Below are 21,379 nucleotides of genomic sequence, written 5' to 3'. Positions count from 1 at the left end.
GCCGATTATGCTTCGCTAATCGACCCTACAACCCAACCGAGCCACAGAAGGAATTCCGGATGACCATCAAACTCGGCATCGTGATGGACCCCATCTCGACCATCAACATCAAGAAAGACTCCAGCTTTGCCATGTTGCTGGAAGCCCAGCGCCGTGGCTACGAGCTCTTCTATCTGGAGATGGCGGATCTCTACATGGAGGCCGGTCGCGCCTTTGGCACCATGCGCCCACTGCGCGTGGATCAGAACCCGGCCAAGTGGTATGAACTGGGCGAGGTGGTCGATCAGCCGCTCAGCGAGCTCAATGTGATATTGATGCGCAAGGATCCGCCGTTCGACACCGAATTCATCTACGCCACCTACATGCTGGAGCGGGCCGAGGACGAGGGCAGCCTCATCGTCAACAAGCCCCAGAGCCTGCGCGATGCCAACGAGAAGCTCTACACCGCCTGGTTTGCCGAGCACACCCCGACCACTCTCGTCACTCGCCGCGCCGACAAGCTGCGCGCCTTCCACGCCGAGCACAAGGACGTGATCCTGAAGCCGCTGGACGGCATGGGGGGCGCCTCCATCTTCCGCATGAAGGAGGACGATGCCAACGTCGGTGTCATCATCGAGACCCTCACCGAACATGGCAGCCAGTACTGCATGGCCCAGACCTTCCTGCCCGCCATCAAGGACGGCGACAAGCGGGTGCTGGTGGTGGACGGTGAGCCGGTGCCTTACTGCCTGGCCCGTATCCCGGCCCAAGGGGAGACCCGTGGCAACCTGGCGGCCGGTGGCCGCGGTGAGGCGCGCCCCTTGAGCGAGGCCGACTGGGCCATCGCCCGCGCGGTCGGCCCGACCCTCAAGGCCAAGGGCTTGATCTTCGTCGGCCTCGACATCATCGGCGATCGGCTGACCGAGATTAACGTCACCAGCCCGACCTGCATCCGCGAGATTGAGGCCGCCTTCGACGTCTCCGTCACCGGCATGCTGATGGATGCCATCGAGCGTCGCCTGGGCCACTGATCAGCCCAGGTTGGCAACACAACGAGGGAGTGGGGCAACCCGCTCCCTCATTTTTTTCGCCTGCCATTTTATCGCCGCAGCGCCGAAGATCCCGCGCTGCGGTAACCGCCAAGCACGCAGTGGCCACCGCCAGGAAAGTGGCGTGACTCAGCGCTTTCGCAGCCTCTTCTACCAAGAACTGGCCCCCGTTTCAGGGCTCCCATCATGCTCATCCGCTGGCAACTCTCCAGCCCGCCCACTAAAAAAGCGGTTTTGCCCGCCCGCCCTAGCTGCCATAATTGGCCCAAATACCTCGGCCTTGCACTCTTTGACCCATGCAAACACTGCAAAATCATTTTCTGCTCGCCATGCCGAGCCTCAAGGATCCCTACTTCGAGCGTGCCCTCGTCTACCTGTGCGAGCACAGCCCAGAGGGGGCCATGGGGCTGGTGGTCAACATCCCCGTCGACATGGCGCTCGATACCATGCTGGCTCAGCTCAAGCTGACGCCGCCCCCCAAACCCGAACTCAAGCAGCCGGTGTTGCAGGGCGGGCCGGTCGCCGCCGAACGCGGCTTCGTGCTGCACAGCTTTCGCCCCGGCTTCAACTCCAGCCTGCAGGTCAGTGACGAGCTGATGGTCACCACCTCCAAGGACATCTTGGAGACCCTGGGCACGGAGCTGGCGCCGGATCACTATCTGGTGGCGCTGGGCTACGCCGGCTGGAGTGCGGGTCAGCTCGAGCAGGAGCTGGTCGACAGCGCCTGGTTGGTGATACCACCGGACAAGGCCCTGCTGTTTGATACCCCAACCCATTTGCGCTGGCAGCAAGCCGCCGCCAGCATAGGGGTCAACCCCCTGCACCTCTCCAGCGACATAGGGCACAGCTAAGCCTGGCCCTTCCCTCACCTCACAGGAACAGACATGTCATCAGCGCGTAGCATCATGGGTTTCGATTACGGCACCAAGAGCATAGGGGTCGCCATCGGCCAGGAGCTCACCGGCACGGCGCAGCCATTGCGCTCCCTCAAGGCCAATGACGGTGTGCCCAACTGGGACGAGATAGAGAAACTGCTCAAGGAGTGGCAACCGGATCTGCTGGTCGTGGGCCTGCCGCTGAATATGGATGGTACCGATCAGGAGATCACGGTACGGGCCCGCAAGTTCGGCAATCGGCTCCATGGCCGCTTCGGCAAGCAGGTCGAGTTCAAGGACGAGCGGCTCACCACCACGGATGCCCGTGCCCGACTGTTCGAGCGTGGCGGCTACAAGGCGCTCGACAAGGGCAGCGTGGATGGCGTCTCGGCCCAGCTCATCGTCGAAGCCTGGATGGAAGAGCAGTACGGTTGAGCCCGGGGGGCCAGCCATTGGCCCCCTACATCAGGCATCTCCCGCCGGCGCCAACGCCGCCTCTCCCCCGCCCCATGGGAACAGGGCAAGTCCCTCCGCCGCCAGGCCATAGAGCAGTTTCGTCTCATTGCGCAGCCACATCACCTTGGCATCCTGGTTATGGCGCTTGTGCCACAGCAGGATGAAGGCGATCTCCAGTTGCTGATAGAGCGCCTCGGCCAGCGGCAACGGCATGGCGATCAGATTGCCGTGGTGCCTGGCGGCATAGCCGGCGCAATAAGACGGCGCCACCGCGATCAGCTCATGACTCGACTGGGAGGCGATGTGCAGGGCCTGCTCAAAACTCGCGACCATGATGGGCACCTCCCGCTTCAGCCCCTCGTCCTCCAGCAGATCATCCAGCGCCCAGCTGTCGCTGGCCTCCCACACCACGCTTACCTGGGGACAGGCCAGGAAGTTCTCCAGGGACCAGGTCTGCTGGAGCAGGGGGTGATTTTTACGCAGGAACACCACGGGCCTGTCGCTGAACAGCACCTCGTGATCGATGTAATAGGGCAGCCGGTTGACCCTGGCCTGGGAGCGACCGTGGGTCTCCCGGGCACAGAAGCCAAGATCCGCATCCCCGTTGACTATGTCGTTGAGGGAGTGGTGATCCCAATCCAGCATCCTGACCACAGAGTGGGGATACTTCTGGTAGATGGTCATGGGCAGCTCGCTCAGGAAGCTGGTACAGAAGGGGGACTCCATCACCAGGCTGAAGCGGGCCCCCTCGGGGATCGCCTCGCTATTGAGGGAGGTGATGCTGCCTGTCAGCAGGAACCAGGCCTTGAGCTCCTCTTCCAGGGTCAGGGAGAGCTGGGTCGGCTGCAGCCCCTGACGTACCCGCACCAGGAGGGGATCGTCAAACCAGTCCCGCAGCTTGGCGAGCGCCTTGCTCACCGCCGAGGGGGTGACGCAGAGCTTCTTGGCCGCCCCTGTCACGCTACGCTCCTGCATCAGGTGCTTGAAGACCACCAGCAGGTTCAAATCCAGTTCACCCAGGTTGCGCATCTTTCCTCTCCCCTTATCCCCGCGACCGCGCTTCGCGCAGCGCGAGCCATGGTAGCAGCCCTTTGACGGCCAGGTAACTGAGCAGGGTCAACAGCAGGGCAGAGATCAGCATCAAGGATGGGGCCACGCCAAGCTGGCCCAGCAGCCATATATAGAGACCGGAGAGGCTGATCTGCATGATGCAGAGCAGGGCGCTGGCAAATGCCACATGGTGCTGACACTCCGCCAGCGCCTCCCCCATCGCCACCCCGAAGCCGCAGGAGAAGCCGATGCAGACCAAGGCAAAACCCGGCAGCAGCAACCGGATGTCGCCCCCCAGCTGCCAGCAACCGAGCAGAGCTATCGCCGCCAGCAGGTAGGTCAGATGAGACAGCGCCAGCACCTGATGCTTGCCGAGCCAACGCAGCAGCAGCGGGGTCAGGAAGGAAGTGGACATGCTCACCCCGGCCATCACCATCATCACTATCGCGTACTGCTCAGTGGTGAAGCCGAACTCCTGCATCAGGATCAGCGGCGAGACGCTGACATAGACCAGGATGGCGGTCACGCTGGCACTGGTCAGCAGCGAGTGCAGCATGAAGCGCGGGGAGCCCAACAGGGCAAGGGGCCGGGTCGCGCCACTCTGCTGGCGGGCCGGGCGAGTCTCCCTGAGCAACAGCAGGTTGACCAGACCGCTGACGGCGGCCAGCAGCGCCATCGCCACAAAGATCCCGCGCCAGTCGAAATGCGACAGGATGAGATAACCGAGCACAGGCGCCAGCACAGGGATGACACAGATCACCCCGTTTATCATGGAGAGCGCCATCGCCAGCCGCGCTTGGCTCAGCACATCCCGCAGCACGGTAAAGGTCATGATGTAGAGCGCCCCCGCCCCGACCCCCTGCCAGAAACGGCCGAGATAGAACTGGCGGATCCCCGCCGCATTGGCCGCCACCAGGGAGGCGAGGACAAAAATCAGGGCGCCTCCCAGCACCACCCAACGCCGGCCATGGCGATCGGCAATGATCCCCCCCAGCAGCACAGTGGCCGCCATGCCGAACAGGTAGATGGAGAAGGCGGTGTGGATCTGCGCCTCGCTCGCCTGCAGGCTATCGGCAATCTGGGGCACGGCCACCAGATAGAGATCGATCCCGACCGGGTAGAGGATGATCATCAGGAAAGTGCACAGCAGGAAAATGCCCATGGATGCTCCATTGCGAAAGGCCAGCCCACGCAGACCATGCCAACCAGCGTCGGTGGCGGGAGCAGGGGGGACAGGTTGAATATGGACAGCACTATAGGAGGGGCACCCGCTCGCACCTAGTGACGAGATGGCGATCGGTAGATTCCAGTTTGGAAATTAGGTGGCGGGGGGCAAGCCATTGGGGCCATCAGGTGATGCGTGACTGTGCCGGGCAACACCAAAAAGTACGCCGGGCTATCCCGGCGTACTCATGTCAATCAACGGGGCCGAGCTGTCACTCGGCCAGCTGGCTCAAGATGGCGTGGGCCGCCTTGACCCGGGCTTCGTTGGGGTAGTTGCGATTGGCCAACATGACGATACCAATCCCCCTGGCAGGCACGAAAGCCACATAGGCGCCGAAGCCATTGGTGGAACCCGTCTTGTTGAACAGCACACTGCCCCCCGCCACGACCGGCTTGGTGACAGGGCTCACGGGATGAGGCTTGAGGGCCATCTCGGCACTGTTCCCCCCCTGCAATGTCTCCAGGCTCAGCGGGTATTCATACATCTCCCATCCCAACCCCTGGGTCATCTTCCCCACCGAGTAGAAACCAGTGTGGGTCAGCTCTATCGCCTTTTTGACCTCGCTATCCCCCTGATACACCATGTTTGCCCGCACAAAGGCCAGCAGATCGGCCGAGCCGGTCTTGATGCCATATGCCTCTGCCGCCAGCATCCCCGGATTGACCCTGATCAGTTTGTCATCCTTGGCGTAGCCATAGGCATAATTCGCCATGGCCGCCTCGGGCACGGTGAGATAGGTATGCTCGAGACCTAGCTTGGGCAGCAGAGTCTGGCTCATCAACTGCTCGAAGGGCTGGCCCAGGCTACTCGCCGCCAGATGGCCGAACAGACCTATGCTGGGGTTGGAGTACTGGCGATGGGTTCCCGCCTGATACGGAGGTGACCAGTGGCGGTAGTAAGCCTGCATGCTGTCGGTCGAATTCACCTCGTCCGGGAGCTGCAGCGGCAAGCCCCCGGCGCTGTAGGTGCCAAGCTCAGCCATGGTGATGCCGTCAAATACCGAGCCTTGCAGCCAGGGCGCATGCTGGCTCACCTTGTCGTCCAGTTTGATCCCTCCCTTCACCACGGCATAAGCCCCAAGCGTTGCCGTAAGAGTCTTGCTGACCGAACCTATCTCGAACAGGGTCTGCTCGCTGACCTTGGCCCCGCTTGCCCGATCAGCCACCCCATAGTTGAAATAGTGCGCCTTGCCCCCTTTGAGCACGGCGACCGCCATGCCGGGGATCCTCTGCTCTTTGAGCAGGGGTTGAATGTTGGCATCGACCAACTTGTTCAGGGTATCGGCTTGAATGTCGGTGGCTGCGCTGCCAGCCTGAGCCAGACCGACCCACAACAGCGTGCTCGCTGCCACCCAGTTAATCCGCTGTCGTTGTTGCATTGTGTCTTCGTCCTCTTGTTTATCGGCAGGTCGCCGTCATGGCGCACAGTGAGACCAGCATAGGCGAGCAGCATGTGCTGGTGATGAGGCCATGTGAAGTCTGGGTGAAGTCGCGCCGGATAATCTCGCTGCGGGCCGGTCGCGCCGAAGCCCTCTGGTCTACGCCTCTCCCGCCCTGACCCACTTCCCCGCCCTCAATCCATAAAAAAGGGAGCCATTGGCTCCCCTCTTGCTATCGGTCTGGTGTGCGGTGTTACTTCTTGACCGGCGTATCCCAGATCCCCGCCTCCAGCTGGCTGCGGATCTCCGGGTACTTGTTGGCATCGAAGGTCGGCACCTTGCCCAATTTGAGCTGATCGTTGTAATCCTTGGCCAACTTGATGGCGACCCCGGAGAGCAGGAGTATGGCGACCAGGTTGACGATGGCCATGAAGCCCATGGAGACATCCGCCAGGGCCCACACGGTCGGCAGCTCGCCCACAGAGCCAAACATCACCATGCCAAGCACCAGCAGACGGAAAAACAGCAGGCCGCCCTTGTGGTTGTGTTCCAGGAAGATGAGGTTGGTCTCGGCGTAGGAGTAGTTCGCCACGATCGAGGTAAAGGCAAAGAAGAAGATGGCGGTGGCAATGAAGATATTGCCCGAGCTGCCAATCTGGGACGAGAGTGCCCGCTGGGTCAACTCGACCCCCGTGATGCCAGAACCCGGCTCGAACTGACCGGACATCAGTATGATGGCGGCAGTACAGGTACAGATGACGATGGTGTCCATGAAGACCCCCAGCATCTGCACATAACCCTGAGAGGCCGGGTGCGGCGGATAGGGGGTGGCGGTCGCGGCGGCGTTGGGGGCAGACCCCATACCGGCCTCGTTGGAGAAGAGGCCGCGCTTGATGCCGTTGATCATCGCCTGGGAGATGGCATACCCCATGGCACCGGATCCGGCCTGCTCTATGCCAAAGGCAGACTTGAAGATGAGGGCAAAGACACCGGGCAGCTCGGTGATGTTCATCGCGACAATGACCAGGGCCAGTAGTATGTAGGCCAGGGCCATGAAGGGCACGACCAGTTCGGCGAAGCGGGCGATGCCGCGAATGCCGCCGAAGATGATAAGACCCGCCAGCAGCACCAGGACGATGCCACTCATCCAGTCAGGAATGCCAAACGCCACGTTCATGGCCAGACTGATGGAGTTGGCTTGCACGGCATTGAATATCAGACCGAAAGCCAGCAGCAGACAGAGGGAGAAGAGCACCCCCATCCAGCGCATGCCAAGGCCACGCTCCATGTAATAGGCGGGGCCCCCTCGGTAGTTGCCATCCTCATCCTTGACCTTGTAGAGCTGAGCCAGGGTGCTCTCGACGAAGGCGGTCGCCATGCCGATGAAGGCAATCAGCCACATCCAGAAGATGGCGCCCGGGCCCCCCAGATAGATGGCAACGGCGACACCGGCCAGATTACCTGTCCCCACGCGGGCGGCCAGACTGGTACAGAGTGCCTGGAAGGAGGAGATGCCGGCCTGGTCGGATTTACGACTGTTGCGTAGTACCGAGAACATGTGGCCAAAGTGACGCACCTGGATAAACCCCAGGCGGACAGTGAAGAAGATGCCGACCCCAATCAGCAGGTAGATGAGCACGGCTCCCCACATCAGGTCGTTCAGTAGCGCTATCAAGGTATCCATAATTCTCTCGTTGTTATTCACATCCATGGCCAGTCTGCGCTGACCGCTTTGCTGTATGTTGCCGCATTAGCTTTCTGCTAAAGGGGCGGAATCTAGCATAGCGGGCAGGTTCAGAATAGTGATCCCCGTCACCCTGATCACAATAAGTGAACGATACCAGGCCGAAAAACCGCAGTTATTCAGCAAATATTCAACAAAAACAATAATCCATACCCAATCTGGGCATATTTAGCCCGCGCAGATGTACAAGATGCCAGTGCCCGGCCCTCCCCGATCCACGCGCCATCGTTTGCTCAAACGTTTCCCAGAACAAGGGCCAAAACAGGCGGTTTTATGAAAAACGTTTTACACGTAATAAAATTTCAAGTAGTGGCCATCAAGTTTTTTGTGACCAACTCCACATATCCGATAAAAACATAAAAAAAGTGACGCTGACAAGCCTCTCGATAGTGCGATGAAGATATTAAAAAAATCATATAAATCATACGCTTTAACCATGGTTTACCCTAAAGACCACGCTGCTGTTCGATCCCTGTGCAATCCCCCCTCTTGCGGTAGGCCCTTCAACTGTATTAAGTAGGCAAACAGTGTGGATGGGGTCGCCTCATCCAGCAGTTCTGAGCGTCTGCCGCCGCGTTTTTGTAATTTTGTTTCAAAACGTACCGCCCACGCCATCACCCTGGGATGACTCCCCATCAAGAGATGATATTTGCCATGGCCGATAAATTAACTCAGCTCAAAGCCCTGACCACAGTCGTCGCCGACACCGGTGATATCGAAGCCATCAAGCGCTACCAGCCGACCGACGCCACCACCAACCCATCATTGGTGCTCAAAGCCGCCGAGATCCCCGAGTATGCACCGCTGATCGACGACGCCATCAACTGGGCCAAGGCCCAGAGCCAGGACAAGGCTCAGCAGCTCATCGACGCCGGTGACAAGCTGGCGGTCAATATCGGTCTGGAAGTGCTGAAGATAGTGCCGGGTCGCATCTCCACCGAGGTGGATGCGCGTCTCTCTTTCGATACCGAGGCCAGCATCGCCAAGGCCCGCAAGCTGATCCGTCTCTATAACGAAGCGGGCATTAGCAACGATCGTATCCTGATCAAGCTCGCCTCCACCTGGGAAGGGATCCGTGCCGCCGAGGTGCTGGAGAAAGAGGGCATCCAGTGCAACCTGACCCTGCTGTTCTCCTTCGCCCAGGCCCGTGCCTGTGCCGAAGCCGGTGCCTTCCTGATCTCCCCCTTCGTTGGCCGTATCCTCGACTGGTACAAGGCCAAGCACAACCGTGACTACACCCCGAGCGAAGATCCGGGCGTGGTCTCCGTTACCGCCATCTACGACTACTACAAGCAGCACGACTACTCGACCGTGGTCATGGGTGCCAGCTTCCGCAATACCGGCGAGATCCTGGAACTGGCCGGCTGCGACCGCCTGACCATAGGCCCTGCCCTGCTGGAAGAGCTGAGCAAGAGTGAAGGCGCCGTGGTACGCAAACTGAGCTACACCGGTGAACGCCAGGCCAAACCCGCCCCCCTGAGTGAAGCCCAATTCCGCTGGGAACTGAACCAGGACGCCATGGCCGTCGAGAAACTGGCCGAAGGCATCCGCCTGTTTGCCGTCGATCAGGGCAAACTGGAAACCATGCTGGCCAGCCGCTTGGCGTGAGTCTGCATCGGATGAAAAAACCGGGCTCCCTGTTGGGAGCCCGGTTTTTTTTCGTCGATTAATTTAGCCAATTGAACCCTGTCATATGAATGTCACGAAAACGTTTTAATTTCCATAGCGCTGTGTTATACGGTTGGTGAAAAGAATAACAACCAAGGAGGGATCCATGGATATGTTCAGCTATGACGTTGAAGATGTTGTTGAGCTGGGTTCACGCGGTCGCGGGACAACGGGAAAAAAACGCAAGTGGAGAGAAATTGAGGCATTGAAGGATAAACATCGCTTGCAGAAGGAGCTGCAGTCGATCGATATCACCTACGATGGTCTCTCCGAGGAGATAGTGCTGTAACCGCATCGACTCTCATGAAAAGACCCCGCCTGCGCGGGGTCTTCTTATTTCAACGAGGCAGCTGCCACCGCCATTCTCTCTCAACAACAGGCCCGCTATCACAGGGCCCCTTTCAGTGAAATAACCATCTAGATGACTGGCAGAGAGAGGCGACGGGCCAACTCCTGAAAGTGCTGGCTCACCTCGGGTCCGAACAGGGGATCGCCTATGGCACGGTTCTGCCACTGTTGCTCCAGTTGACGCCAGTCATCTTCGGTCAGCACATCGCGCAGATGCGGGAATACCACCCCTTCCTCATAGTTCATGTGCCCCTCTTGCAAGGCCACGAACTGGGCTAGCTTGGCGGTAAATTGATCCAGGGGGATGACGGCGTCCATCAGGATCATCTCCACCATCTCCTTCAACTGGGAGCCAGTCTCGACCAGAGAGGCATGCTCCAGTTGCAGCCGCTGGCTGACATTTCCCTCGACCAAGCGGTACTTGAGGTAGTAGTCATAGATGAGATCTTCCTTGGGATGGTGGTATTTGTCGGCCACTTCCCGCAAGTAGTCGATCACGTCACGCACCAACGCATAATCGACCGGCCGCTCCTCATGGATAGCATTGAGCTTGCTTTTGAGCAGCTCCAACAGCCTGGCTATGTTGAGGTGATCCTGGTGCAGCTTGGCTAACATAAGCTCTCCTTGGCTTAAAAATGAACATGTCCATCCTTGAGTATACGGCCATTTATCCCCTCAACTTTGCCCTCAATCAAGTCAGACGCAGACAGAACACCAGTCGACCGGGTGCTGACCCTGCTCAACCAGCAGGCGATTCGTCTCGGTGAAATGACCGCAGCCGATGAAACCACGATGGGCTGAAAGCGGGCTGGGATGGGGCGCTGTGAGCACATGGTGACGCTCCTTGTCGATGAAACGCCCCTTCTTCTGGGCATGGGCACCCCATAACAGAAACACCACCCCTTCCCGGCTGGCATTGAGCTGCTCTATCACCCTGTCGGTGAAGGTTTCCCAACCCAGAGCCGCGTGGGAGTGGGCCTGACCCGCCTCCACCGTCAGTACCGTATTGAGCAGCAGTACCCCTTGTTTCGCCCAGGACTCGAGGAAGCCATGGTTGGGGATGGTGAAGCCGGGCAGATCCCGTGCCATCTCCTTGTAGATGTTGACCAGCGAGGGCGGGGTACGGACTCCGGGCAATACGGAAAAACAGAGACCATGGGCCTGGCCCGGGCCGTGGTAGGGGTCTTGTCCCAGGATCACCACTTTGACATCCGCCAGCTCGGTCAGCTTGAAGGCGTTGAACACCTCGCTGGTCGGAGGGTAGATGAGCTTGCCCGCTTCCCGCTCAGCCCTGACCGCAGCCAGGGTCTGCTTGAAATAGTCCTGCTCCTTCTGGGAGCCAATCACATCCGTCCAGGTCAACACCGGGATACCTCGTTCTCAGTTTCTGCAAGGTGCCCAGAATAGGGGGAGGAACCGCCGGACGCAACCAGGGCCGACTCAGGCGCCACCGGACAAAGAGAGTGAGATACGGGATAAGAGATTGAGCCACCCGCATATATCCTCACCGCCCTGAGCTTATATGTGTGGTTAACAAGCGCATAAGATGTAGTTAAATTACTAGATTAAGAGTTGAAAAGATGCATAATTAGACCATCTTACGATTCGGAACAAATGACTTAATATTGATTAAACTCAATGAATTAAATATCTAAAAGCCCAGCTTTCTGGATATTTTTTGATTTAGATCAAAATTGGTTTTATTACTAACATGCTATATATGACCCCATCAGAGTAAAGGTGTAAGGCAAGCGCCCGTTAAGGCTGTTTCAGTTATTTTCAGCGCATTTGGGTAATTTCCTTACAGTGGATCCGCTTTTAATGAGGAGTCATGCCATGATCAAGGGCATTCAAATCACCCAGGCCGCCAACCCGGCGCTGCTGAATTCTTTCTGGCTGCTGGATGAAGCACAGCAACAGGCTCGCTGCATTTGCGCTAAAGACGATGCCTTCGCCGCCGATCAGGACGTCAAACTGTCCGATCTTGGCCAGTTCGAATATCGTGAACTGCCGCTGCAAAGCGACCCCGTCGTCGAAGGTGGCCAGCACCTCAATGTCAACGTGCTGAGCCGCGAGACCCTGGAAGACGCCGTCGCCAACCCCGAGAAGTACCCGCAGCTCACCATCCGTGTCTCCGGTTACGCAGTGCGATTCAACGCCCTGACCCCGGAACAGCAGCGTGACGTGATCACCCGTACCTTTACCAAGAGCCTGTAAGCCACGCTTAAGGTTACGGATGAAAAAAAACCTCCCGACGGGAGGTTTTTTTATGGCTGTTGCGCGCAGGCTCAAGCGGAGGTATCGAGGGGCTCAAAGCCCTTGATGAGGTCATCGATCGCCTTCATCTGCTTGAGGAAGCCTTCCAGCTTCTCCAGCGGCAAGGCGCTTGGGCCGTCGCAACGGGCCGATTTCGGATCCGGGTGGGATTCGATAAACAGGCCGGCCAGACCGACCGCCATGCCGGCACGGGCCAGCTCGGTGACCTGATCCCGACGGCCACCGGAGGCGGCGCCCAGGGGATCGCGGCACTGCAGGGAGTGGGTCACGTCGAAGATAACCGGGTAGCCACCGGTGCTCTTCTTCATCACTCCCAGACCCAGCATGTCCACCACCAGGTTGTCATAGCCGAAGTTGGCACCGCGCTCACAGAGAATAAGTTGATCGTTGCCGCACTCCTCGAACTTGTCGGTGATGTTCTTCATCTGGCTCGGGCTCAGGAACTGCGGCTTCTTGATGTTGATGACGTTGCCGGTGCGAGCCATGGCCTCCACCAGATCGGTCTGGCGCGCCAGGAAGGCGGGCAGCTGGATGACATCCACCACTTCCGCCACCGGCTTGGCCTGATGCACCTCATGCAGATCGGAGATGACCGGCATGCCGAAGGTCGCCTTGAGCTCCTGGAAGATCTTCATCCCCTCTTCCAGGCCCGGGCCGCGGTAGGAGTGGATGGAGGAGCGGTTCGCCTTGTCCCAGCTCGCCTTGAACACGAATGGGATGCCCAGCTTGCTGGTCACTTCCACGTACTTCTCGCACACCGCCATCGCCATGTCGCGGGATTCCAGCACGTTCATGCCACCAAACAGCACGAAGGGTTTGTCATTGGCTACGTCGATCGCGTTGATCTTGATATTCTTCTGTTCCATCTCAGCATCCTTAAGTGAAGGGGCTTGGGCACGTCGGCCTTGATATTCTTCTGTTTCAATTCCCAGGCCCCCTTAAGTGAAGGGGCTTGAATCCAAATCAGTCCGCTGCGCCTTGAGCACATCGATCTTGATATTCTTCTGTTTCAATTCCCAGGCATCCTTAAGTGAAGGGGCTTCCCCAGACGCCCTCAATGGAGGGGCTTGGGGCTGAGATCCAGGGCGGCCAGCTGCATCTTGAGCACATCGGCCACCGGATCGTCCGGGCACTGTTCAATAAAATATTCAAAGTCGTCGGCGGCGAAGCGTGGGCAGTCGAGCTGCTCGTAGATGAAGCCTCTGTCCCGCGTCTCCAGCGGATCGCCGGGTTTCATGCGCAGCAGCAGCTCGCTGGCGCGCAGCGCCTCCGCCATGCGATTCTCACGCAGCAAAGCACTCTTGCTGACGTTGATCAGGCGCTCGATGATCTCCCACTGCCCCGAAGGTTGCAGATGATCCGGTTTCAGGGCCGCCAGATCCCCGAGGGAGCCGCGCAGCAGCAGCTCGATACGGTGGTGGCTCAGCACCTCGCCGTTGAAGGGATCGACATAGACCTCCCCCTCGTCCCCTGCAAAACTCACCAGGAAGTAACCGGGGAAACAGATCCCCTCCACATCCAGACCAACCCGTCGCCCGAGCTGGATAAGCAGTATGCCGAGGCTGACCGGGATCCCCTGGCGCCGCGTCAGCACAGTGGCAATGTCGCTGTTACCTGAGGAGAAAAAGTCCTGCCAGTCGCCGTGAAAACCCAGACTCTGGTAGAAACCATGGATCAGCTGAGTGCGCACCTCATCGGCCGTGCCTTCCTGGAGGGTCTCATTGAGCCACTCATCGAGCAGCTCCAGTTCCCGCAAAGATCCTTCCCCATCATGCTGGTTGATCTCCTCGCTGACGCTCAGGGCTAGCAAGACGAGATCCTGGGCCTCAAAATCCGTCCACTCATCGATGCGAAACATCAGCTTATTCCCCCAGGCACAAGATCGCAGACGGCTAGCCGCATGCAGGCAACCTCAGTCCATTTCTCAATTGCGGGCATCATGAGCCTTAACCGAACAACGTTGAGTGCTTGAGTATGGCCAGCTTGGCCACGAAATAGACCCAACCCAGGGTGCCCAGGAAGGCAAACCAGCGGATCATATTGCCTCGGGCCAGACGCAATGCCATCAGACCCAGGAAGGCAACCACCAGAATGGATACCAGCTTCTCGCTCAGCCAGGGCACGACATTATTGAACGGATTGAGATCCAGCACCATGCACAGGGCGACACCGGTGAGTACCACCAGGCCATTGCACCAGCCACTCAGTTGCAGGGTGCGGGGATCTCTCCCTCGGTCAGAACCCGTCTGTTGCCAGTAGAAACGCAGTATGAACATCAGCACGGCAGCCGCGATCAGCAGCAGATGAAGATGTTTGAGAGCAAAATACATCACTTATTCCTTGAACAAGACAGGGGCCTGGCCCGCCATCAATCATGAGGGTGCCAGCAACCCAGGGTCACTCGCTCGTTATCGCCATAGTCGCGTATGGTCGCCACCCCCTGATAACCCTGCTGCAACAGCAGGTTGCGCACCGCCTCCCCTTGTTGCCAGCCATGTTCGAGCAGCAACCAGCCGCCCGCCTGCAGATAGTCCGGGGATTGCGCCACTATCTGGCGCAAGTCAGCCAATCCCTGCTCGTCGGCCACCAGGGCAGAAAGCGGTTCGAAGCGCACATCGCCCTGCGCCAGATGCTCATCATCCGGGTCTATGTAAGGCGGATTGGAGACAATCAGGTCAAAACGCGGCGGCGTGATCAGCTCGGCCAGAGGGGCAAACCAGCTGCCCGCCAGCAGCGTCAGCGGCAATGACAGGGTCTGACTGTTCTCCCGGGCCAGGGCCACGGCACCTGGCATGAGATCCAGGGCCCAGATATCGGCATCGGGGCGCTCCGACTTGAGCGCCAGGGCAATGGCACCGGTGCCGGTACCCAGATCGAGCACACGGCAGGGGCCTGCGGGCAAGCGGGAGAGTGCCTGTTCGACCAGCAGCTCGGTATCCGGGCGCGGGATCAGGGTCGCCGGGCTCACTTTGAGGGGCAGCGACCAGAACTCCCGCTCGCCGATAAGGTGGGCGATGGGTTCACCGGCCAGGCGACGCACCAGCCACGCTTGCAGCGTCCCTTGCTGCGCGGCATCGAGAGTGCGCTCCGGCCAGGTCATCAGGTAACTGCGCCGGCAGCTCAGCAGATGGCAGAGCAGCGCATCGGCGTCGGCGCGGGGGGATTCCCCGGAGGCCAGGGTCGCCATGATATGGGCCCGGGCTTGCTGGATCTGCATCAGTGCGGCTCTCTCTGGGTTGCCATCCTATACACACTCCTCTGCTGGCGATTAACCATTGTCCGCCAGGGAGGCGAGCTGATCGGCTTGATACTCCTGTACCAGCGGCGTGATGACGCAGTCCAGATCCCCCTCCAGGATGTCGCCCAGCCGGTAGAGGGTGAGGTTGATGCGGTGCTCGGAGAGGCGCCCCTGGGGGTAGTTATAGGTACGAATACGCTCGGAGCGATCGCCAGAGCCCACCAGATTGCGGCGGGTGCTCTGCTCGGCGGCGCGGTGGCGTTCATCCTCGGCCGCCTGCAGGCGGGCGGAGAGCACCGACATCGCCTTGGCGCGGTTCTTGTGCTGGGAACGCTCATCCTGGCACTCCACCACCAGCCCGGTGGGCAGGTGAGTGATGCGGATGGCGGAGTCCGTCTTGTTGACGTGCTGACCACCGGCCCCGGAGGCGCGGAAGGTATCTATCTTCAGGTCGTTCGCATTGATCTCGACTTGCTCGGCTTCCGGTACTTCCGGCAGCACCGCCACGGTACAGGCGGAGGTGTGCACCCGGCCCTGGGATTCGGTCTCCGGCACCCGCTGCACCCGGTGGCCGCCGGATTCAAACTTGAGGCGACCATAGACGTGCTCACCATCAATCTTGGCGATCACCTCCTTGTAGCCCCCATGTTCGCCGTCGTTGCAGCTGACGATGGAGAGGCGCCAGCCCTGACGTTCGGCAAAGCGCGAGTACATGCGAAACAGATCCCCGGCAAAGATGGCGGCTTCATCCCCGCCCGCTCCGGCGCGGATCTCCAGGTAGCAGTTGTTGTCATCCCGAGGATCCCTTGGCAACAGCATCACCTGCAACGCCTGCTCTTGCTCTTCCAGCGTGGCCTTGACCAGGGGCAGCTCCTCCTGCGCCATCTCGCGCAAGTCGGTGTCACTGTCCTCCAGCATCAGCTTGGTGGTTTCCAGCTCGTCTTCGGCGCCGCGAAAACGCTGGAAGGCGTGCACTATGTCTTCCAGCTGGGAATACTCCCGGGTCAGGGCGCGGTATCTGTCCTGATCCGAGGCCACCCCCGGCTCGCCGAGCAAGGCCTGTACTTCTTCGTGGCGCTCGATGAGGCCTTCCAGCTTTCTGATCAGTGACGGATTCATAGTTCCCGATATCTCAATGGTGACGGGGCGGCATGGCCTGCCCGGGCAAAGTTAGTCCGCTGACAGGCCAAGGACCTGACGCAGCTGGATCAGCTGTTCGCGATCCCCGCTCGCCCCCGCCTGACGAAGGGCCTGGGTCGGAGCATGGATCAGCTTGTTGGTGAGTCTGTGGGTCAAGGCGCGCGCCGCCGCCTCGGGAGATTCCCCTTGCGCAAGGGCTTGCAGGGCACGGGCCAGCTCCTCTTCCGCATACTGCTGGGCCTGGGCGCGGTAGTCGCGGATGAGATCGACCGCATGCAAGGAGCGATACCAGTCCATGAACTCGTCGCGCTCTTCCAGGACGATGACCTCGGCCTGGGTGGCCGCCCGCTTGCGGGTCTCCAGGTTCTGCTCGATGATGCCCTGCAGGTCATCGACCGTGTAGAGGTAGGCATCGGAAAGATCGTCCACCTGCGCCTCGATGTCGCGGGGCACGGCGATATCGACCAGAAACATCGGCTTGAAGCGACGCGCCTTGAGTGCCCGCTCCACCATGCCCTTGCCGATGATGGGCAAGGGGCTGGCGGTGGAGCTGATGACGATGTCCGCTTCATGCAGATAATCCGGGATCTCTTCGAGGGTCATCACCTGAGCGCCGAACTCCTCGGCCAGGGTATGAGCACGCTGCAGGGTGCGGTTGGCCACCATCATCTGACGCACGTTCTGCTCGCGCAGATGGCGGGCGACCAGTTCGATGGTTTCGCCGGCCCCGACCAGCAGCACCTTGGTCTGGGAGAGATCCGAGAAGATACGCCGCGCCAGACTCACGGCCGCGAAGGCGACCGACACGGCGCTTGCGCCTATTTCGGTGTCGGTACGCACCCGTTTGGCCACGGAGAACGCCTTCTGGAACAGGCGCTCCAGGGAGCCCTTGAGCACCTCGGCCTGCTGGGCATGGGCGTAGGATTGCTTGATCTGCCCCAGGATCTGCGGCTCTCCCAATACCAGGGAGTCGAGCCCGCAGGCGACCCGCATCAGGTGGCGTACCGCCTCCTCGTCATGGTGCTGGTAGATGGCCTTCTCCACCTCGGCGTTATCCAGACCGTGATACTGCTGCAGCCACTGGGCGACCTGGGCGCCATGGCCCTGCTCCAGGGCGCAGTAGAGCTCGGTGCGATTGCAGGTAGAGACGATCACCGCCTCGCTCACCCCGGGTTGCGCCACCAACTCCCGCAGGGCATGGTCGATGCAATCCGGGCCAAAGGCGACCCGTTCCCGCAAGGCGACACTGGCGGTGTTGTGGTTGATTCCGAGGGCAAGCAGACTCATGAGTGGGCGCTGATCGTTTCTTGGGCACAGGGTGTATAAGGCCGTCAATTGTACGAGAAAGGGTAAGGCTTTAAAAGCAATACGGCCGCCCCTTATACTGTGGCAAACCTCTTATCCGGAGCACGACCTTGTTCTTGCGACTTTTCCCCCTGCTCGGCCTGCTACTGCTCGCCGGTTGTACTGTCACCCAACCCCAGCGCCAGCAAGTCGATTGGCAGCAAGAACGGACCCGATTAGAGCGGCTCGATCACTGGCAACTGTCGGGCAAGATGGCCATCATCACCGCCCAGCAGAAGGGCAGCGCTCGCCTCAACTGGCAACAAACCGGTGATGATTATCGCTTGAATCTCACCAGCCTGATCGGCACCAGCATCCTGGAGCTGAGCCGGGTGCAAGGCCAGGTCAGCCTGACCGACAACGAGGGCAAGCTGCACCAGAGTCAGGATGCCGAGGCGCTTATCTACCAGCTCACCGGCTGGCACCTGCCCATCGACGGCCTGCCCGAGTGGATCAAGGGGCTGCCCGGCAAAGCCGACTACAACCTCAACCCGGACAACAGCCTGGCGAGCGTCCGTGATGGCCAGTGGCAGATCAACTATCAGGACTACCGGGATCAGAATGGCTATCGCCTGCCCCACTTGCTCAACATGACCGGCCCCCAGAGCCGCCTCAAGTTGCAGATCAACGAGTGGGTCCTGCAACCATGAGCCAGACTCGCTGGCCTGCCCCGGCCAAACTCAATCTGTTCCTGCACATCAATGGCCGTCGCCCGGACGGCTATCACGAGCTGCAGACCCTGTTCATCTTCCTCAATCACGGCGACTGGCTCGAATTCGAGCCGCTGCCGGACAGCGACCAGCTCACCCTGAGCCCGGCCATTCCCGGCGTACCCGATGAGCAGAATCTCATCATCCGTGCCGCCCGGCTGCTGCAAACCAGGTTGAGCCGTCCCATGGGGGCCCATATCAGGCTGGAGAAGGTACTGCCCATGGGTGGCGGTATCGGCGGCGGTTCATCGGATGCCGCCACCACCCTGGTGGCCCTCAATCATCTCTGGCAAGGGGGATTGAGCCTGGATGAGCTGGCCGAGCTGGGGGTGAGCCTGGGCGCCGATGTGCCGGTGTTTGTGCGCGGGCGCGCCGCCTTTGCCGAAGGGGTGGGCGAGCGGTTGCAACCCGTCACCCTGCCCGAAGCCTGGTACCTGGTACTCAAACCCGAGTGCCACGTCAGCACCGCCGAGGTTTTTCAGGATCCGGACTTGCCACGCAATACCCCCAAATTGGCATTGAACAGCCTGCTGGACGGGGTTTGGAAAAACGATTGCGAGCCGCTGGTGAAAAAGCGCCACCCCGAGGTTGCCAATGCGCTCGGCTGGTTGCTAGAATACGCGCCGTCAAGAATGACGGGCACAGGAGCCTGCGTCTTTGCTCAGTTTGAAGACGAAGTGAGTGCTCGAAAGGTGTTGGCCAAGGTACCGAGAGAGTGGGGGGGATTTGTCGCCAAGGGCGAGAACATATCACCACTCTTCGTGACATTGCAACAGACTCAATGATTGGGGTATCGCCAAGCGGTAAGGCAGCGGGTTTTGATCTCGCCATTCCTAGGTTCGAATCCTAGTACCCCAGCCATCATTGACCCATGGGAAGGATTACCGAAGACAGACTAGCGTCATGGCTTCGACCCCCTCTCCTCTGTTATAAGGTCTCTGCATAGTTCATTCGGTTGGTCTGCCGACCCGGGCCCATTGCCCTGCCCCGTCAGCTTGCTAAATCGTTTGCTAGCGAACGATATGGGTTCGATTACGGACTCACCCACATACTGGATGCAACCCCGAGGTTTCAAACCGTGCCTGACATGAAGCTGTTTGCTGGTAACGCAACGCCGGAACTAGCCCAGAAGATCGCAGATCGCCTGTTTATCAAACTCGGCAATGCTGCCGTAGGTCGCTTTAGCGACGGCGAGATCAGCGTACAGATCAATGAGAATGTACGTGGTGGCGATATCTTCATCATTCAATCCACCTGTGCCCCGACCAACGACAATTTGATGGAATTGATCGTCATGGTGGATGCACTGCGTCGTGCTTCAGCTGGCCGTATCACGGCTGTCATCCCCTACTTTGGTTATGCCCGTCAGGACCGCCGCGTCCGCTCCGCCCGTGTACCCATCACCGCCAAGGTCGTCGCCGACTTCCTGTCCAGCGTGGGTGTGGATCGCGTGCTGACCGTTGACCTGCATGCCGAGCAGATCCAGGGCTTCTTCGATGTCCCGGTTGACAACGTGTTCGGCAGCCCGGTGCTGCTCGAAGACATGAAGTCCAAGAACCTCGAGTCCCCTGTGGTTGTCTCCCCGGACATCGGCGGCGTAGTCCGTGCCCGCGCCATCGCCAAGCTGCTGGACGACACCGACATCGCCATCATCGACAAGCGTCGTCCCCGTCCGAACGTCTCCCAGGTCATGCACCTGATCGGTGACGTCGCCGACCGCGACTGCATCATCGTCGATGACATGATCGATACCGGTGGCACCCTGTGCAAGGCGGCCGAAGCGCTGAAAGAGCGTGGCGCCAAGCGGGTATTTGCTTACGCAACTCACCCTGTGTTCTCCGGCTCCGCCGTGGAAAACATCAAGAACTCGGTCATCGACGAGCTGATCATCACCGACTCCATCCCGCTCACCGCGGAGATGAAGGCCATCGGCAAGGTCAAGCAGCTGACCCTCTCTACCGTGCTGGCCGAGGCCATTCGCCGCATCAGCAACGAAGAGTCCATCTCTGCCATGTTCGAGCATTGATGCAGGCTCGCCAGCTTGCTGGCAGGCCAGATAAGAAAAACCGCCCCAGGGCGGTTTTTCTCTTTTCTGCACGCGGCAAAGGGCCCGCAGCCACGGCCCTGACAGCAGAACAAATGGCAAGCCGGGACGGCATTGGTTGAGTGATCGCCACGCGGCGGCTAGAATATTGCGTCCTATTGCCCCGGGCACACCGTTTCGGGCTGCAGCGAGTGAAGAGACTGAGCGTGACAAGCCAAATCAAATTGATCGTCGGTCTGGGTAATCCGGGTGCCGAATATGCCAAGACCCGCCACAATGCGGGCGCCTGGTATGTGGAACAACTGGCCCGCTGGCACAACGCCAGCCTGCGTGAAGAGCCCAAGTTCCACGGTCACACTGCCCGTATCCTGGTCGAGGGAGAGGATGTGCGTCTGCTCATCCCCAACACCTATATGAATCTCTCCGGCAAGGCGGTGGCTGCCCTGGCCCGTTTCTACCAGATAGCGCCCGAAGAGATGCTTGTCGCCCATGACGAGCTGGATTTGCCCCCCGGCATCGCCAAGTTCAAACAGGGCGGCGGTCATGGGGGTCACAATGGCCTCAAAGACATCATCGCCAAGATGGGCAATAACAAGGAATTTTTCCGGTTACGACTCGGCATCGGCCACCCCGGCGCCAAAGAGCTGGTCGCCGGCTTCGTGCTCACCAAGGCACCCAGCAGTGAACAGAGTCTGATCGATGCCGCACTGGACGAAGCCCTGCGTGCCACCGACATTCTGTTCAAACAGGATATGACCAAGGCCATGAACCGCCTGCACAGCTTCAAGGCCGAAAAAGCATAAGTGCGTGGCATGAATACCTGCGTATTCATGCCACGTGAACAAGATACGGGC

21 protein-coding genes, 1 tRNA gene and 1 pseudogene are annotated in these 21,379 nt (G+C 59.8%); 11 read left to right on the top strand and 12 right to left on the bottom strand.

What is annotated here, in order from left to right:
- The first annotated feature begins 59 nt into the window (after positions 1-59).
- The 3 genes from gshB (at position 60) to ruvX (ending at position 2,338) form a co-directional block, all read left to right on the top strand.
- Positions 60-1,010, top strand: a complete 951-nt coding sequence (gene gshB, locus M2367_RS00960; protein ID WP_224431070.1) for a glutathione synthase — start codon at positions 60-62, stop codon at positions 1,008-1,010.
- 314 nt (positions 1,011-1,324) lie between these two features.
- The gene (locus tag M2367_RS00955) at positions 1,325-1,879 is read left to right on the top strand and encodes a YqgE/AlgH family protein (protein WP_042040818.1); all 555 of its coding nucleotides are present in this window, start codon (positions 1,325-1,327) and stop codon (positions 1,877-1,879) included.
- Between the two features lie 33 nt (positions 1,880-1,912).
- Positions 1,913-2,338 (top strand): Holliday junction resolvase RuvX, encoded by a 426-nt coding sequence (ruvX, locus tag M2367_RS00950; protein WP_259235524.1) that lies wholly within the window; start codon positions 1,913-1,915, stop codon positions 2,336-2,338.
- A gap of 30 nt (positions 2,339-2,368) precedes the next feature.
- On the opposite strand, the gene yidZ is transcribed toward ruvX, so the two are convergent.
- The 4 genes from yidZ to M2367_RS00930 form a co-directional block, all read right to left on the bottom strand.
- Positions 2,369-3,388, bottom strand: a complete 1,020-nt coding sequence (gene yidZ / locus M2367_RS00945) for an HTH-type transcriptional regulator YidZ (protein ID WP_259235523.1) — start codon at positions 3,386-3,388, stop codon at positions 2,369-2,371.
- A gap of 13 nt (positions 3,389-3,401) precedes the next feature.
- Complete coding sequence (locus tag M2367_RS00940; protein ID WP_259235522.1) at positions 3,402-4,571, bottom strand: MFS transporter; 1,170 nt, start codon at positions 4,569-4,571, stop codon at positions 3,402-3,404.
- Positions 4,572-4,845: 274 nt separating this feature from the next.
- On the bottom strand, positions 4,846-6,012 hold the full coding sequence (gene ampC, locus M2367_RS00935) for an FOX/MOX family class C beta-lactamase (protein ID WP_259235521.1): 1,167 nt from the start codon (positions 6,010-6,012) through the stop codon (positions 4,846-4,848).
- A 253-nt stretch (positions 6,013-6,265) separates the two neighbouring features.
- Positions 6,266-7,696, bottom strand: a complete 1,431-nt coding sequence (locus tag M2367_RS00930) for a sodium:alanine symporter family protein (RefSeq protein WP_259235520.1) — start codon at positions 7,694-7,696, stop codon at positions 6,266-6,268.
- A gap of 714 nt (positions 7,697-8,410) precedes the next feature.
- Here M2367_RS00930 and tal point away from each other — a divergent pair.
- Both tal and M2367_RS00920 read left to right on the top strand, forming a co-directional pair.
- The gene (tal, locus tag M2367_RS00925; protein WP_224431075.1) at positions 8,411-9,364 is read left to right on the top strand and encodes a transaldolase; all 954 of its coding nucleotides are present in this window, start codon (positions 8,411-8,413) and stop codon (positions 9,362-9,364) included.
- Between the two features lie 166 nt (positions 9,365-9,530).
- Positions 9,531-9,713, top strand: coding sequence for a DUF3545 family protein (locus M2367_RS00920; protein ID WP_005907863.1), 183 nt, complete (start codon positions 9,531-9,533; stop codon positions 9,711-9,713).
- 128 nt (positions 9,714-9,841) lie between these two features.
- Here the strand turns inward: M2367_RS00920 and M2367_RS00915 are convergent, their stop codons facing one another.
- Complete coding sequence (locus M2367_RS00915) at positions 9,842-10,387, bottom strand: hemerythrin domain-containing protein (RefSeq protein ID WP_259235519.1); 546 nt, start codon at positions 10,385-10,387, stop codon at positions 9,842-9,844.
- 81 nt (positions 10,388-10,468) lie between these two features.
- Positions 10,469-11,137 (bottom strand): uracil-DNA glycosylase, encoded by a 669-nt coding sequence (ung, locus tag M2367_RS00910; RefSeq protein ID WP_042040825.1) that lies wholly within the window; start codon positions 11,135-11,137, stop codon positions 10,469-10,471.
- Between the two features lie 471 nt (positions 11,138-11,608).
- On the opposite strand from ung, the gene grcA reads away from it, so the two are divergent.
- A complete protein-coding gene (grcA, locus tag M2367_RS00905; protein ID WP_042040826.1) occupies positions 11,609-11,989 on the top strand; it encodes an autonomous glycyl radical cofactor GrcA in 381 nt (126 codons plus the stop codon).
- Positions 11,990-12,060: 71 nt separating this feature from the next.
- On the opposite strand, the gene kdsA is transcribed toward grcA, so the two are convergent.
- The 6 genes from kdsA to hemA form a co-directional block, all read right to left on the bottom strand.
- A complete protein-coding gene (gene kdsA, locus M2367_RS00900) occupies positions 12,061-12,915 on the bottom strand; it encodes a 3-deoxy-8-phosphooctulonate synthase (RefSeq protein ID WP_042040827.1) in 855 nt (284 codons plus the stop codon).
- Between the two features lie 188 nt (positions 12,916-13,103).
- Positions 13,104-13,907, bottom strand: coding sequence for a SirB1 family protein (locus M2367_RS00895; protein ID WP_042040828.1), 804 nt, complete (start codon positions 13,905-13,907; stop codon positions 13,104-13,106).
- An 88-nt stretch (positions 13,908-13,995) separates the two neighbouring features.
- On the bottom strand, positions 13,996-14,379 hold the full coding sequence (locus M2367_RS00890; protein WP_042040829.1) for a SirB2 family protein: 384 nt from the start codon (positions 14,377-14,379) through the stop codon (positions 13,996-13,998).
- Positions 14,380-14,417: 38 nt separating this feature from the next.
- Complete coding sequence (gene prmC, locus M2367_RS00885; protein WP_259235518.1) at positions 14,418-15,266, bottom strand: peptide chain release factor N(5)-glutamine methyltransferase; 849 nt, start codon at positions 15,264-15,266, stop codon at positions 14,418-14,420.
- 51 nt (positions 15,267-15,317) lie between these two features.
- Positions 15,318-16,406 carry a peptide chain release factor 1 gene (gene prfA, locus M2367_RS00880; protein ID WP_224431078.1) on the bottom strand — a complete coding sequence of 363 codons (1,089 nt, stop codon included), beginning with the start codon at positions 16,404-16,406 and terminating at the stop codon, positions 15,318-15,320.
- 51 nt (positions 16,407-16,457) lie between these two features.
- Positions 16,458-17,714 (bottom strand): glutamyl-tRNA reductase, encoded by a 1,257-nt coding sequence (hemA, locus tag M2367_RS00875; RefSeq protein ID WP_042040832.1) that lies wholly within the window; start codon positions 17,712-17,714, stop codon positions 16,458-16,460.
- A 128-nt stretch (positions 17,715-17,842) separates the two neighbouring features.
- On the opposite strand from hemA, the gene lolB reads away from it, so the two are divergent.
- The 5 genes and pseudogenes from lolB (at position 17,843) to pth (ending at position 21,328) form a co-directional block, all read left to right on the top strand.
- Complete coding sequence (gene lolB, locus M2367_RS00870) at positions 17,843-18,421, top strand: lipoprotein insertase outer membrane protein LolB (RefSeq protein WP_259235517.1); 579 nt, start codon at positions 17,843-17,845, stop codon at positions 18,419-18,421.
- Positions 18,418-19,288, top strand: a pseudogene (gene ispE / locus M2367_RS00865) (4-(cytidine 5'-diphospho)-2-C-methyl-D-erythritol kinase). Before lolB ends, ispE begins: the two are co-directional and overlap by 4 nt.
- Positions 19,268-19,342, top strand: a tRNA-Gln gene (locus M2367_RS00860). Before ispE ends, M2367_RS00860 begins: the two are co-directional and overlap by 21 nt.
- A 217-nt stretch (positions 19,343-19,559) precedes the next feature.
- On the top strand, positions 19,560-20,507 hold the full coding sequence (locus M2367_RS00855) for a ribose-phosphate pyrophosphokinase (RefSeq protein ID WP_005907893.1): 948 nt from the start codon (positions 19,560-19,562) through the stop codon (positions 20,505-20,507).
- 224 nt (positions 20,508-20,731) lie between these two features.
- On the top strand, positions 20,732-21,328 hold the full coding sequence (pth, locus tag M2367_RS00850) for an aminoacyl-tRNA hydrolase (protein ID WP_224431081.1): 597 nt from the start codon (positions 20,732-20,734) through the stop codon (positions 21,326-21,328).
- The last annotated feature ends 51 nt before the right edge of the window (positions 21,329-21,379 follow it).

It is taken from the genome of Aeromonas sp. BIGb0445 (assembly GCF_024809075.1).
Classification (GTDB): domain Bacteria; phylum Pseudomonadota; class Gammaproteobacteria; order Enterobacterales; family Aeromonadaceae; genus Aeromonas; species Aeromonas rivuli.
This window is presented reverse-complemented; position numbering and strand designations above follow the sequence as displayed.